At 55.9% G+C, this 12,996-nt stretch carries 8 protein-coding genes; 1 reads left to right on the plus strand and 7 read right to left on the minus strand.

Annotated elements, in window-relative coordinates; all coding sequences use genetic code 11:
• Positions 1 to 135: 135 nt before the first annotated feature.
• From baeR to HV037_RS09500, 6 genes are read right to left on the minus strand one after another with little or no spacing between them, the layout of a single operon-like run.
• Positions 136 to 858: a two-component system response regulator BaeR gene (gene baeR / locus HV037_RS09475; RefSeq protein ID WP_019077149.1), complete on the minus strand. Its 723-nt coding sequence runs from the start codon at positions 856 to 858 to the stop codon at positions 136 to 138.
• On the minus strand, positions 855 to 2,258 hold the full coding sequence (gene baeS / locus HV037_RS09480; protein WP_016153606.1) for a two-component system sensor histidine kinase BaeS: 1,404 nt from the start codon (positions 2,256 to 2,258) through the stop codon (positions 855 to 857). The genes baeR and baeS overlap by 4 nt, the downstream gene beginning before the upstream one ends.
• A complete protein-coding gene (locus HV037_RS09485) occupies positions 2,258 to 3,670 on the minus strand; it encodes an MFS transporter (protein WP_103284005.1) in 1,413 nt (470 codons plus the stop codon). Before HV037_RS09485 ends, baeS begins: the two co-directional genes overlap by 1 nt.
• The gene (gene mdtC / locus HV037_RS09490; protein ID WP_103284004.1) at positions 3,667 to 6,747 is read right to left on the minus strand and encodes a multidrug efflux RND transporter permease subunit MdtC; all 3,081 of its coding nucleotides are present in this window, start codon (positions 6,745 to 6,747) and stop codon (positions 3,667 to 3,669) included. Before mdtC ends, HV037_RS09485 begins: the two co-directional genes overlap by 4 nt.
• Complete coding sequence (locus tag HV037_RS09495) at positions 6,748 to 9,870, minus strand: MdtB/MuxB family multidrug efflux RND transporter permease subunit (protein ID WP_103284003.1); 3,123 nt, start codon at positions 9,868 to 9,870, stop codon at positions 6,748 to 6,750.
• A complete protein-coding gene (locus HV037_RS09500) occupies positions 9,870 to 11,117 on the minus strand; it encodes an MdtA/MuxA family multidrug efflux RND transporter periplasmic adaptor subunit (protein ID WP_019077143.1) in 1,248 nt (415 codons plus the stop codon). The genes HV037_RS09495 and HV037_RS09500 overlap by 1 nt, the downstream gene beginning before the upstream one ends.
• A 279-nt stretch (positions 11,118 to 11,396) precedes the next feature.
• Between HV037_RS09500 and HV037_RS09505 the strand changes: the two genes are divergently transcribed.
• A complete protein-coding gene (locus HV037_RS09505) occupies positions 11,397 to 11,456 on the plus strand; it encodes a type I toxin-antitoxin system Ibs family toxin (RefSeq protein ID WP_109017525.1) in 60 nt (19 codons plus the stop codon).
• A 99-nt stretch (positions 11,457 to 11,555) separates the two neighbouring features.
• Here the strand turns inward: HV037_RS09505 and yegD are convergent, their stop codons facing one another.
• Positions 11,556 to 12,908 carry a molecular chaperone gene (gene yegD / locus HV037_RS09510; protein ID WP_103284002.1) on the minus strand — a complete coding sequence of 451 codons (1,353 nt, stop codon included), beginning with the start codon at positions 12,906 to 12,908 and terminating at the stop codon, positions 11,556 to 11,558.
• Positions 12,909 to 12,996: the final 88 nt, after the last annotated feature.

A 12,996-nucleotide genomic window follows, 5' to 3' on the forward strand; every position in this document is an offset into this window, starting at 1 on the left:
ATGAACTCCTTGATTAAAGTTTTATATCAAACAGTTATTGACGACAGTGTTGCCACAAAGAGTATGAGCGATATTTGGAGAGTTGCTAGTCAACAGGACTCCACGAAGCCGCGGAGTCCTGCAGGACGGGAGTGTTTACGCAATTCGACAGGCGTCGGCTTCCCAGCGATACCCTACGCCATAGACCGCGCGGATAAACGACTGCTCCGCATCCAGCGATTCCAGCTTGCGTCGCAGGTTCTTGATATGGCTGTCGATGGTTCGGTCGGTAACGACACGGTAATCGTCATAGAGATGATTGAGCAACTGTTCACGGGAGAACACTTTTCCCGGTTCATGCGACAACGTTTTGAGTAAGCGAAATTCAGCAGGCGTTAAGTCGAGCATTTTCCCACGCCAGGACGCCTGAAAACGACCTTCATCGACGATCAACGGGCTGTCAGCATCCATCTGTTGCAGTTCGCGCTGCGGCTTGCAACGGCGCAGAATCGTCTTCACGCGAGCAACAACTTCACGCGGGCTGTAGGGTTTGCAAATATAATCATCCGCACCGATCTCCAGCCCCAGCAGGCGATCAATTTCTTCTATCTTGGCGGTTACCATCATGATGGGGACTTCAGAGAATCGGCGGATTTCCCGGCACAGAGTCAGGCCGTCGGTACCAGGCAGCATCAGATCCAACAAGATCAGATCGGGCGGCGTCTGACGCACGTAAGGAAGAACCAGATCGCCGTGGCTGATGAGCGTAGGAGCGTAGCTTGCCGCGCGCAGATAGTCGATAAGCAGTTGCCCCAGCTTGGGCTCGTCTTCCACGATCAGAATACGCGGCGTGTTTTCATCAATGGGTAACTCAGTCATACATCTCTCTGTAAATCGCGTTCCAGCGGTAATGTTACTGTAATGCTAACCCCGCCAAAAGGCGAATGGGCGGCGCGAATCAGACCATTATGCGCCTGTACGATATTGACGCAAATTGCCAGCCCCAGCCCGGAACCACCGCTGGCGCGGTTACGCGAGCCTTCGGTGCGATAAAAGCGTTCAAACAGCTTCTGTAACTGGTCGTCACTTACGCCGGGAGCGGAATCAGCGAAGGTTAATAAAACCATACGCTCGCGTTGTTCGGCGCTGATGTGCAGCCCGCCGCCGCTGTCGGTGTAGCGCAGACTGTTTTCCAACAGATTGTTGAACAACTGCATCAGACGATCCCTGTCGCCAAATACTGTCATGCTGTCCGGGAGTGAAAGTTGTATCGTCAGTCCACGGCTGGCAAAGCGTTCACGAAATGCGCCACTTGCCACTTCCAACAGGGGGATGAGATCCAGCGATGTTTTCTGGTAGGCCAGCGCGCCTTCATCGGACATGGAGAGCTGATGCAGATCGTCCACCAGCTTGGTGAGCGTACCGACTTCAGCTTGCAAAGAGGCAACGGAGTCAGGGGTGAACTGGCGTACGCCATCCTGAATGGCCTCCAGTTCACCGCGCAACACCGCTAACGGCGTACGCAGTTCGTGAGAAATATCGGCCATAAAGTCACGACGCATCTGCTGGTTTTTTTCCAGCGTACTGGCAAGCTGGTTGAAGTCCTGCGCCAGCTTGCCCAGCTCATCCGTACTGGTCGGCGCAACGCGAGTGGTGAAATCACCAGCCGCCAGTTTGTGCGTGCCTTCCACTAACCGCTTGACCGGGGCCAGCAGGCTGCGCGCCAGCGTAAACGTTGCCAGCGCCGCCAGGATCGTGGAGAGCGCGACGATGAGCCAACTGGAACGCCTTTGCTGCATGTCGAAATTGATATCCGTATTGCGCGTTAAGCGTTCCACGGGAGAGGCAATCACGGCGCCGACTTCGCTACCGTTGACGCGGATCGGATGGCGCATACCGTCACGGGGGACCGGAGCACGCGGACCGACCAGCACGCGGGCATTTTGGTCGACAACCCAAAACTGCGTACGCCAGCCGTGCGGCGGCATGCCGGGGCCGGGTTTATCATCGTCGTTGTCGTGTTCAAAAGAGCGCAGGATCTGAAAAACAAACCGATCGTTATTGCGTAAGAATCGCCAGTTGCCGTGCTGTTCATACTGCTCGCTTAATGCGTCGCTGAGCATTTGCAGCCGCTGTTCGTTACCGTGCTTGATATAGTCAATAAAACCGCGTTCGAAGCTTATGCGTACGGCCCAGTGCATGCTGATCAGCAATACGATGCAGGTGGCGAAAATCGCCAGAAACAGTTTGCCGGTGATACCGGGCCGCCAGAACTTCATCAGGTGCTCCTCTTGCGCCGTGAAATCACCGCGTTGGTTTGCGTGTCGTTCGGCACGCGGGCAAAAATAATGGCGGGCAGCGCGATAATGAATGCGATGCACAGCCAGGTATGCATAAAGACGGTATGCGTACTTCCGCTGTCGATGACGCTATGCTGCTGACCGAACATGCCTAGCAGCAGTCCCGCGATGGTCACCCCGATACTCATCGACAGCTGCATGATCATTGACAGCAGGCTGTTACCACTGCTGGCGAGATCGTCAGGCAGGTCTTTTAACGTCAGGGTGTTCATGGATGAAAAGCGCGTTGAGTTGACCATTCCCTGTAAGAACAGTACGAAGGGCAGGGCGTAATACCAGCCGAGCAGCGCGGTGGTCATCAGCAGCAGACTGACCAGCGACAGGCCAAGCGTTGTAGCGACCAGTACGCGACGGTAGCCAAAGCGGTTAACGACCTGCACCACAATGCGCTTCATGCCCATACTGCCGAGCACCATCGGGATCATCATCAGCCCGGCATGAAAGGGGGAAAAACCGAGGCCTATTTGTAAAAACACCGGCGTCATAAACGGCAGCATACCGCTACCGATGCGTCCGGCAAAACTGCCGAAAAGACCCAGCGAGAAGGTCGGTGTGCGAAACAGATTCAGGCTGAACAGCGCGCGTGGATTACGATGGGCGTGTTTCAGATACAGCGCAATAGCCAGCACTCCGCAGATAACCAACGCTGCCAGCGAGAGACTGGAGATGCCGGTTCCTTTACTGCCATCAAGTGCCAGCGTCAGTACCGCCATGCCGACTGCCAGTATCGCAAATCCGGAGAGATCGAAGCGTCGGGTTTGCATGGTGTAGTTGGGCATCAGCATTAACGTCGCTATCGCGCCGATAATACCAACCGGAATGTTAATCAAAAATATCCAGTGCCAGGAGGCGTACTCAACCAGAATACCGCCTAATGCCGGTCCCAGTAGCGGGCCAATCTGACCGGGCAATGTGACAAACGTCATCGCCGCCATATATTGCTCACGCGGGACGATTTTCATCACCGTTAGCCTGCCGACCGGCACCATCATCGCACCGCCAACGCCTTGTAAGACGCGCGCCATCACCAGTTCGTTGAGTGTGCTGGACCCGGCGCAAAACAGCGAGCCAAGCGTAAACAGGATGATGGCGGTGAAGAAGATATTACGCACGCCAACTTTGTCCGCCAGCCATCCGCTGGCGGGCAGCATCACGGCAACGGTTAAAACATATGACACAATGACCATATGCATGTGTAACGGGCTTTCCCCGAGGCTTGCCGCCATCGAGGGAAGCGCAGTATTCACGATGGTGGTATCCAGCGACTGCATAAAAAAGCCGAATGCCACAATCCAAAGTTGCCAGCGGGTGCTGTCGGGAAGTTCTGTCATAACTCTGCTACCGGTTTGCTGTTTTTACGCGAAAAACGCAGACGCAGACGGTCGAAAAAGAGATAGACCACGGGCGTGGTGTACAGCGTCAGGAGTTGACTCACGACCAGCCCGCCGACAATGGTTATCCCCAAAGGTTGACGTAGTTCGGAGCCATCCCCGGCGGATAACACCAGCGGCAGCGCGCCAAATAACGCCGCCAGCGTGGTCATCATGATTGGGCGAAAGCGCAGCAGGCAGGCCTGGAAAATGGCTTCTTCCGGCTGCAGCTTGCCGTTTCTCTGCGCTTCCAGCGCAAAATCGACCATCATGATGGCATTTTTCTTCACAATGCCAATTAATAGCATTATCCCTATCAGGGCGATTAGGCTGAACGGGGCATTGAACAGCTCCAGCGCCAGCAAAGCCCCGACGCCAGCTGAAGGTAGCGTGGAGAGAATGGTCAGGGGATGAACATAGCTTTCATACAGCATCCCCAGAACGATGTAGACCGTGGCAATGGCGGCGATAATCAGGATCACCTGCGAGTTCATGGTGTCCTGAAATACCTGTGCCGTGCCGGCAAAGCTACCGCGAACCGTGGAGGGGACGCCGAGCTGGGTCATGGTTCTGTTGATAGCCTCTGTCGCCTCAGACAGTGAAGAACCTGTTGGCAGGTTAAACGACACGGTTGAGGCAGCGGACAAGCCCTGATGGTTTACCGACAGCGGGGCATTCGCCGGTTGCCATTTGGCAAAGTACGATAGCGGGATTGCCTTACCGTCATTGTTGATGACGAACATTTTATCCAGCGCGCTGATGTCCTGGGTGTAACGTCGATCGACCTCCATCACCACTTTGTACTGGTTCATCGGTTGATAAATAGTTGAAATTTGCCGTTGTCCAAAAGCGTTGTTCAACAGGCTGTTAGCGGCTGCAACGTCGATCCCCAGACGAGACATGGTGTCGCGATCGTAGACCAGGTTCATTTCCGCGCCATTGTCCTGCTGATCTGAGTTGACATCCGCCAGTTGGGGCAGGGCGGCAAGCGCCTTACGGATCTTCGGTTCCCACTCGCGCAGCGCCGCCAGATCGTCGGAAAGCAATGTGTATTGATAGCTGGCATTGGCCTGGCGACCGCCGACGCGAATATCCTGCACCGCCATCAGAAACAGATTCGCGCCAGGCTCTTTTGCAAGCGCGACGCGCAGGCGGTCGATCACCTGCTGAGCGGTTTCACCGCGCTCATCGCGTGGCTTGAGGGTGATAAACATCATCCCGCTGTTAACCCGGGAACCGCCGGTAAAACCGGTGACGTTATTCACCGCCGGGTCGTCGCGGATGATCTTCATAAAGTCCTGCAGTTTGCCGCGCATCGCCTGGAAAGAGATGCTCTGGTCGGCCTGAATCCCCCCCATCAACACGCCCGTATCCTGCTCCGGGAAGAAGGTTTTGGGGATGGAAATATAAAGCCAGATATTCAGCGCAATGGTGCCAAGTAACACCACGCCTACCAGTCGCGTATGGCGCAGCACCCATTTAAGCGAAGTGCCGTAACTCTGTTGCAGTGCCACCAGCACACGACCAAAACCTCGTTTACGAGACTGTTCACGCGGGGCGCTGGATTTGAGCATCCAGCCACACATCATTGGCGTTAATGTCAGCGACACCAGCAGCGAGATACCGATAGCAACTGACAGCGTGACGGCAAATTCGCGCAGCAAGCGCCCAGGCAATCCGCCCATTAACAGCAGCGGGAGGAACACCGCTACCAGCGACAGGCTCATTGAGAGCACCGTGAATCCCACTTCGCGCGTACCTTGTAGCGCCGCCTGCAGTGGCTTCATTCCCGCTTCCAGGTGGCGGGCAATATTTTCCAGCACCACGATTGCGTCATCAACGACAAATCCCGTGGCAATGGTCAACGCCATTAATGACAGGTTGTTCAGGCTGAACCCGCACAGATACATGGCGGCAAAGGTACCGATCAGCGAGACCGGAACCGCTACCGCAGGGATCAGGGTCGCGCGCCCGGAGCGCAGGAAAACAAAGACCACCAGAATAACCAGCGCAACGGAGATAATCAGCGTCTGTTCGACTTCCTCCAGCGAGGCGCGAATGGTCGGTGAACGATCCTGGGCAATTTGTAGATCGATGGCGGCCGGGACCAGCGTTTGTAACTCCGGTAATTTGGCCCGAATGCTGTCTACCGTCTGAATAATATTGGCTTCTGGCAGCTTGCGGATCATCAGCAGGATAGCCGGTTTAGCGTTGGTCATCCCCGCGTTACGTACGTCCTGCACCGAGTCGCTCACAGACGCAACATCGCCCAGCCGCACCGCAGCGCCGTTATTGTAGTGGATGATAATCGGCTGGTACTCGGCGGCGGTTTTCAGCTCATCGTTGGTTTGTACCTGCCAGCGGTGGGTATCATTCTCGATAGCTCCCTGCGGCTTACGCACATTGGCGTTAGTAATCGCGCTACGCACGTCGTCCAGCGACACGCCCTGATTAAACAGCGCTTGCGGATTAAGCCCTACGCGCACGGCAGGCAAAGAGCTGCCCCCAACGTCGACGTCACCCACGCCGTCGATTTGCGCGATGGTCTGTGCTAATTGGGTTGATGCGAAATCGTACAGCTCACCCTGCGAGTAGGTGTCCGACGTGAGCGTCAGGATCATGATTGGCGCATCGGAAGGGTTGGCTTTGCGGTACGTGGGGCGGCTTGGCATGCCGCTGGGTAGCAGGCTTTGCGCTGCGTTAATCGCGGCCTGAACATCCCGCGCCGCGCCATTGATGTCACGGTCGAATTTGAATTCAAGAATAATGCGCGTACTGCCAAGGGAACTGCTCGAGGTCATTTCGTTCACGCCCGCGATGCGCCCCAGTGAGCGCTCCAGCGGGGTGGCTACCGAAGACGCCATCGTTTCAGGGGAAGCGCCGGGTAATGATGCGCTGACCATGATCACCGGGAAATCCACCTGCGGCAGCGGAGCTACCGGCAGCAGACGAAAGCCCAGTATCCCGCACAGGGTGATGGCCACCGAAATGAGAATGGTCGCCACCGGACGATGAATGAAAAGCGCGAAAAATTTCATCTACGCTTCCTCTTCCTGACGCGGGAAGCGGCTTTTCACGTACAGCGACAGACGGTCAAACAGCAGATAAATCACCGGGGTGGTAAACAGGGTTAATACCTGGCTTACCAGCAGACCGCCGACCATACCAATTCCTAATGGACGACGTAATTCGGCCCCCACGCCGGTACTTAACATCAGCGGCAACGCGCCGAGCAGTGCCGCCAGCGTAGTCATCAGAATCGGGCGAAAACGCAGCAGACAGGCCTGGAAAATAGCGTCGCGTGGGGTCATGCCCTGTTCGCGCTCCGCGGCAAGGGCGAAGTCGATCATCATGATGGCGTTTTTCTTGACGATACCGATGAGCAAAATAATGCCGATAATCGCGATGACGTCCAGTTCACTGCCGGCAATCATTAACGCCAGGAGGGCGCCAACGCCCGCCGTGGGTAGCGTGGAGAGAATGGTAATCGGGTGAATAAAGCTCTCATACAGCACGCCGAGGACGATATACATCGCGACAACCGCAGCCACAATCAACCAGATGGTATTACCCAGCGCGGCCTGGAAAGCGAGCGTACTGCCCTGGAACTGGGTGGTAATACTTGCTGGCAGATTGAGCGTTTTTTCGGCATCCAGAATTGCCTGCACCGCATCGCCCAGCGAATGATCGTCCGGTACGTTGAACGAGATGGTGGTGACCGGGAACTGATCGAGGTGGTTAATCGACAGCGGAGCGAAACGCTGTTCAATGCTGGCGATTGCGCTGAGCGGAACCACGCCGCCGTCGCTGCTGGTCAGACGGATAGTGTCCAGTGCAGCAAGCCCCGGCGTACTATTGGTGTCATGTTCCAACACGACGCGATACTGGTTGGCCTGGGTGTAGATGGTTGAAATCAGTCGCTGGCCGAAGGCGTTGTACAGGGCGTTATCGACATCCGCCATGCTGATGCCTAAACGGCTGGCGCTATCGCGATTGACGTTCACATACGCCACCAGCCCTTTGTCCTGCCAGTCGCTACTGACATCGGACAGTTGCGGTAGCTGGTGAAGTTTTTCTATCAGCTGTGGAACCCAGGTGCTGAGGGCGTCAAGGGACGTTGCTTGCAGCGTAAACTGATATTGCGTCCGGCTGACCTGGGTATCAATCGTCAGGTCCTGGGTGGGCTGAAGATAGAGATCAACGCCGGGTACTCTGTCAACCGCGTCCTGTAGGCGTGCGATCACTTTCTGCACGCGATCGTCGCGATCGTCCAGCGGCTTAAGGTTGATTTGCAGACGCGCGCTGTTCAATGCCGGATTAGTACCATCCACGCCGACAAAAGCGGTCAGGCTCTCTACCGCCGGATCTTGAAGGATGACATCGGAAACCTGGCGCTGGCGCTCGGCCATGCTGGCAAATGAACTGGACTGCGGCGCCTGCAGCGTACCCTGGATGATGCCGTTGTCCTGGATTGGGAAGAACCCTTTGGGGATAAAGACCCATAACATAACGCTCAGTGCCAGCGTGCCGAGCGCCACGCCCAGCGTGAGCCACGGATGGTTCAGCACTTTTGCCAGCCAGTGACCGTACCCGGCAATGACGCGATCGAACATTCGCTCCGAGGCACGGGAAAAGCGGTTTTGTTTACGCAACGAGGCCTGATTAAGCATGCGCGCGCACATCATCGGCGTGAGGGTGAGCGAGACGACGGCGGAAATCAGAATTGCCACGGCCAGCGTAACGGCAAACTCGCGGAATAATCGGCCAACGATATCACCCATAAACAACAGCGGGATCAGCACGGCGATTAGCGAAAATGTCAGAGAGATGATGGTAAAACCAATCTCACCAGCCCCCTTCAGGGCGGCAGTCAGCGGTTTTTCGCCTTTTTCGATATAGCGTGAAATATTCTCGATAACCACGATAGCGTCATCCACTACGAATCCTGTCGCGATGGTTAGCGCCATTAGGGTCAGGTTATTGATGGAGAAATCAAGAAATACCATCACCGCGAAGGTGCCAATGAGCGACAGCGGAACGGCGACCGCAGGAATAATCGTCGCCGGAATATTGCGCAGGAACAGGTAGATGATCATCACCACCAGCGCAATCGCCAGCATTAGCTCAAACTGGGTGTCTGCAACGGACGCACGAATATTGGTCGTACGATCCGAAAGCACGCTGACCTTAACTGATTTGGGCAGGCTTTCGGTGAGCTGCGGCAGCATTTGACGGATACTGTCTGCCGTGGAGATGATGTTCGCCCCAGGCTGGCGCTGAACATTCATCACAATGGCTTGTTGCTTATTGGCCCATGCGCCCAGCCAGCTATTTTCTGCCCCTTGTTCGACGGTGGCGACATCGCCCAGACGAACCGGCGCACCGTTTTTATAGGCCACGATGAGCTGGCGATATTCGTCTGCGGACTGCATCTGGTCGTTGGCGGAAAGGGTGACAGCACGCGTTGGGCCATCAAGACTCCCTTTTGCCGAATTGACGTTAGCCCCGGTAATGGCTGTACGGATGGTTTCGCTGGTCAGACCGAGTGCGGCAATAGCCTGTGCGTTAAGCTTCACGCGGACCGCCGGTCGTTGCCCGCCGGAAAGTGTTACCAGACCGACACCGGAAACCTGAGAGATTTTCTGCGCGACGCGGGTTTCGACCATATCTTCCGCCTGCGTCATCGGCATGGCGCTGGACGTGACCGCCAGCGTCATGATCGGTGGATCTGCCGGGTTTACCTTGCTGTAGACCGGCGGGTTGGGCAGATCGCCCGGTAATAAATTGGTGGCGGCGTTAATCGCCGCCTGAACTTCCTGCTCGGCAACATCCAGCGGGAGTGTCAGTTGAAACTGCAACGTGACGACCGATGCGCCGCCGGAACTTTGCGAGGACATCTGTTTTAAGCCGGACATCTGTCCGAACTGACGCTCAAGCGGCGCGGTTACCGCCGAGGTCATGACGTCCGGGCTGGCGCCCGGGTACAGCGTAACGACCTGAATCGTGGGGTAATCGACTTCCGGTAAGGCAGCGATCGGCAGGAAACGATAACCGATAATACCGGCAAGCAAAATCGCGACCATCAGCAGCGTGGTGGCGACAGGTCGCAGAATAAACAGGCGTGATGGCCCGCCTGTGTTGTGCGGAGGTAACACCTGCATCAGGAGTTAGCTCCTTTTTTACCGTATCCGCGGGGCGCAGTTTTCTCATCCTGAGCAGAGGCGTCATGCGCCTCTACGACTTCTACTTTTGCGCCTTCCGTCAGGCGGTCAATACCGTCGGTTACGACCCGATCGCCTGCGGACAACCCAGCGGCGATCACTACTTTTTGGCTATCCTGAATACCTGGTTTAACCAGATGTTTGCTCACTTTATTCTCGCTGTTCAGCACCCAGACAAAATGGCCCTCATTGCCCATTTGCAGGGCGGCCGTTGGGATCACCACGGCGTTTTGTTCCGTGTCGACCAGCATGCGGGCGTTAACGAACTGGTTAGGGAATAAAGCATCATCCTGATTGTTAAAACGGGCTTTAACTTTGATGGTTCCGGTCGTGGCATCAATCTGATTGTCGAGACTGAGCAGGACGCCTTCGCTCAGTTTTTGCGAATTGGTTCGGTCCCAGGCTTCGACCTTTAACGGAGTCCCCGATTTTTGCGCCCGCAACACGGTGGCAATGTCGTTTTCAGGCAAGGTGAATATCAGGTCGATAGGATGGGTTTGCGTAATGACGACGATTCCGGTGGTATCGCCGCTGGAAATTTGGTTACCGACATCGACCTGTTTCAGACCGACACGCCCCTCTACAGGCGCGGTTATCCGGCTCCAGTCAAGCTGCAATTGGGCGCTGGCGACGCTGGCTTCATCGGCTTTGATTGTCCCTAATGTTTCATTTACCAGCGCCTGCTGGGCATCCAGCTCCTGGCGGGAGACCAGATTAGTTTTCACCAGCTGTTGATAGCGGGCAAGATCGCGACGGGCATTTGCCAGCGTGGCTTTATCTTTGGCCAGTTGGCCTTGCGCCTGAGCCAGAGCAACTTTGAACTGGCTGGGATCTATCTCTGCCAGCAGGTCGCCGGCTTTTACCTGCTGTCCTTCCTCGAAGTGTAAGGCAATGAGCTGACCATCCACCCGGCTACGTACCGTGGCGGTATTTGCGGCAGTAATGGTACCCAGCCCTGTCAGGTAACGCGGAACGGCTTCCATGGCGGCGGTGGCAGCCTGAACGGGAGCCAACGGCCCGGAGCGCATTCCACGCCGTCCCGAACCTGGCGTGTGCTGCGCTGGTTTGGTAGCGCCCGGTGCGTTTTCCTGGGCGTCGTTACGGCTTTGCCAGAACCAGATGGCGGCGACGGTGGCCACAACGATCGCGATTGCTATCACCCAGCGGGATTTTTTACTGCCTTTCATTGTTATAAGTTTCTCATCCTGAAACGATTCGCGGAATGATACTAGTTTAGCCAGCGAACAAGGGAGAAAAATGGAGGAATTATGAAACACTGTCGGGATTCGTCTGAATGCTAATGCGGCTTTGCGAAGCGTTACGCAACAATCGGTGGTGAAGATAGCGAATACGTGATTGTGCGTTAGAGTGCTGATAAGGCAAAAAGGAGGAGAGCCAGAGATTTCAGCGGGACGCTGGAACGGGAAAGCCCCTCCCGAGGAAGGGGCCAAAATAAGGAAAGGGTTATGATGAAGCAGGTCATCATACTGGTGATACTCTTAGTGATTAGCTTACCGGCTTACTAAGACACCAGGGGGAGGGGAAGCCCTCCCTAACCCTCACTCCTGAAAATAAGCCACAGCAATGGTGATGTCAATACGCGTACTTTTCAGCATGCGAGCCGCTTAGCGGAAAACAACGTCAGCCCAGCGGGCCAGTCCGGCAGTAACGGAACCGAAATCATCACCCCCCGCGATCGGAATCCCGGGAAGTTGCTGGGTGAGGGCTTTTTTAATCAGCGGCGAACGCGCGCTACCGCCGGTCAGGTAAATCACGTCCGGTTTTTCCTGCGCGTTTTCCAGCGCCAGTTGAACCTGCTCCAGAATGCGCGCCAGGGGCTGATTGAGCGCAGCTTCCAGCCCGTGTTGACTGATATCGGTTGCCAGCGTGTTGCTGATAAACGGTATCGCCGCCGTCACAATGGTCTGATCGGAAAGCGCGATTTTGCTCTCTTCTGCGCTGCGCACCAGGCGATAGCTCAGACGCTCGCGCCAGACTTTAAGCAGTAGGGCGACTTTATCGGCTTCTTTCGCGTCGCGGACAAGATCGTTGAGCAAGCGACCGTTGGCGCTACTGTAGAAGTCACTTTGCGCGGGAACATCGTTGATCGCGACCGCGTTCCACCAGGGCAGAATAGGTAAGGCGATCCCTTTTTCCGTTTCCCCCCCCATACCGAGCAGCGGCATCAGATGTTTAAACGCCAGCGCAATATCCAGATCGTTCCCGCCAACGCGGCAGCCGCTGTGCCCCAGCAGGCTGTTTTCGCGATCGGCGCGCTGATGCCATTGCGGCCCCATCAGCAGCAGTGAACAGTCGGTTGTACCCCCGCCAATATCCACTACCAGCACGCGTTTTTCTTCCTGCAGCGTGGCTTCGTAATCCAGACCCGCCGCTACCGGCTCGTACTGGAAGACGACATCCTGAAAACCGGCGCGTTTGGCCGCACGTTCAAGAATACCCTGCGCCTGGGTGTTGGCGTCATCGCCCCCTAACCCCTGGAAGTTGATGGGACGACCAATAACGGCCTGGGTGATGGCTTCCGGTAACTGATTTTGTGCCTGATTGCGGATGTGCAGCATCATCGCGCAGACCAGATCTTCAAACAGCGCAACCTGCTGCGGCTTCAGACCGCTGGCACCCAAAAATGATTTTGGCGATTTAACGAAGTACACCTCTTCCGGGTCTTCAATATATTGACCCAGCGATGCCAGACCGAACTGCACGCTGTTGGCGTTAACGTCGATGTCTTCTTCGCGGTTATAGCGCATCGCGCGGCGAAGCAGCGCCTGCGTTTCGTCGTCCGTGGTTGGGATGTCGTGATGGCGATACAGCCACTCGCTGACCGCTTCGCGCGTTGGCGCGCACAGCATTGAAGGCAGAAGCGTGCTGTTATTTTCCATTTTGAGCAGGTGAGGCTGCCCGTCACGCATAACGGCCACTGAACAGTTTGCCGTACCGTAGTCAAAACCAATAAACACCGTAAAAATCCCCATGCCAGTGAAGAAGGGGCGTGACTTTAACGAAATGTTGACGCTCCGACAACTGGAATATGAAAGCAAGGCACAT

It is taken from the genome of Citrobacter sp. RHBSTW-00017 (assembly GCF_013797615.1).
GTDB classification, from domain to species: domain Bacteria; phylum Pseudomonadota; class Gammaproteobacteria; order Enterobacterales; family Enterobacteriaceae; genus Citrobacter; species Citrobacter braakii.

Coding starts and splice junctions, on each gene's coding strand:
- baeR (WP_019077149.1), bottom strand. CDS start 858: ATGACTGAGTTACCCATTGATGAAAACACGCCGCGTATTCTGATCGTG.
- baeS (WP_016153606.1), bottom strand. CDS start 2,258: ATGAAGTTCTGGCGGCCCGGTATCACCGGCAAACTGTTTCTGGCGATT.
- HV037_RS09485 (WP_103284005.1), bottom strand. CDS start 3,670: ATGACAGAACTTCCCGACAGCACCCGCTGGCAACTTTGGATTGTGGCA.
- mdtC (WP_103284004.1), bottom strand. CDS start 6,747: ATGAAATTTTTCGCGCTTTTCATTCATCGTCCGGTGGCGACCATTCTC.
- HV037_RS09495 (WP_103284003.1), bottom strand. CDS start 9,870: ATGCAGGTGTTACCTCCGCACAACACAGGCGGGCCATCACGCCTGTTT.
- HV037_RS09500 (WP_019077143.1), bottom strand. CDS start 11,117: ATGAAAGGCAGTAAAAAATCCCGCTGGGTGATAGCAATCGCGATCGTT.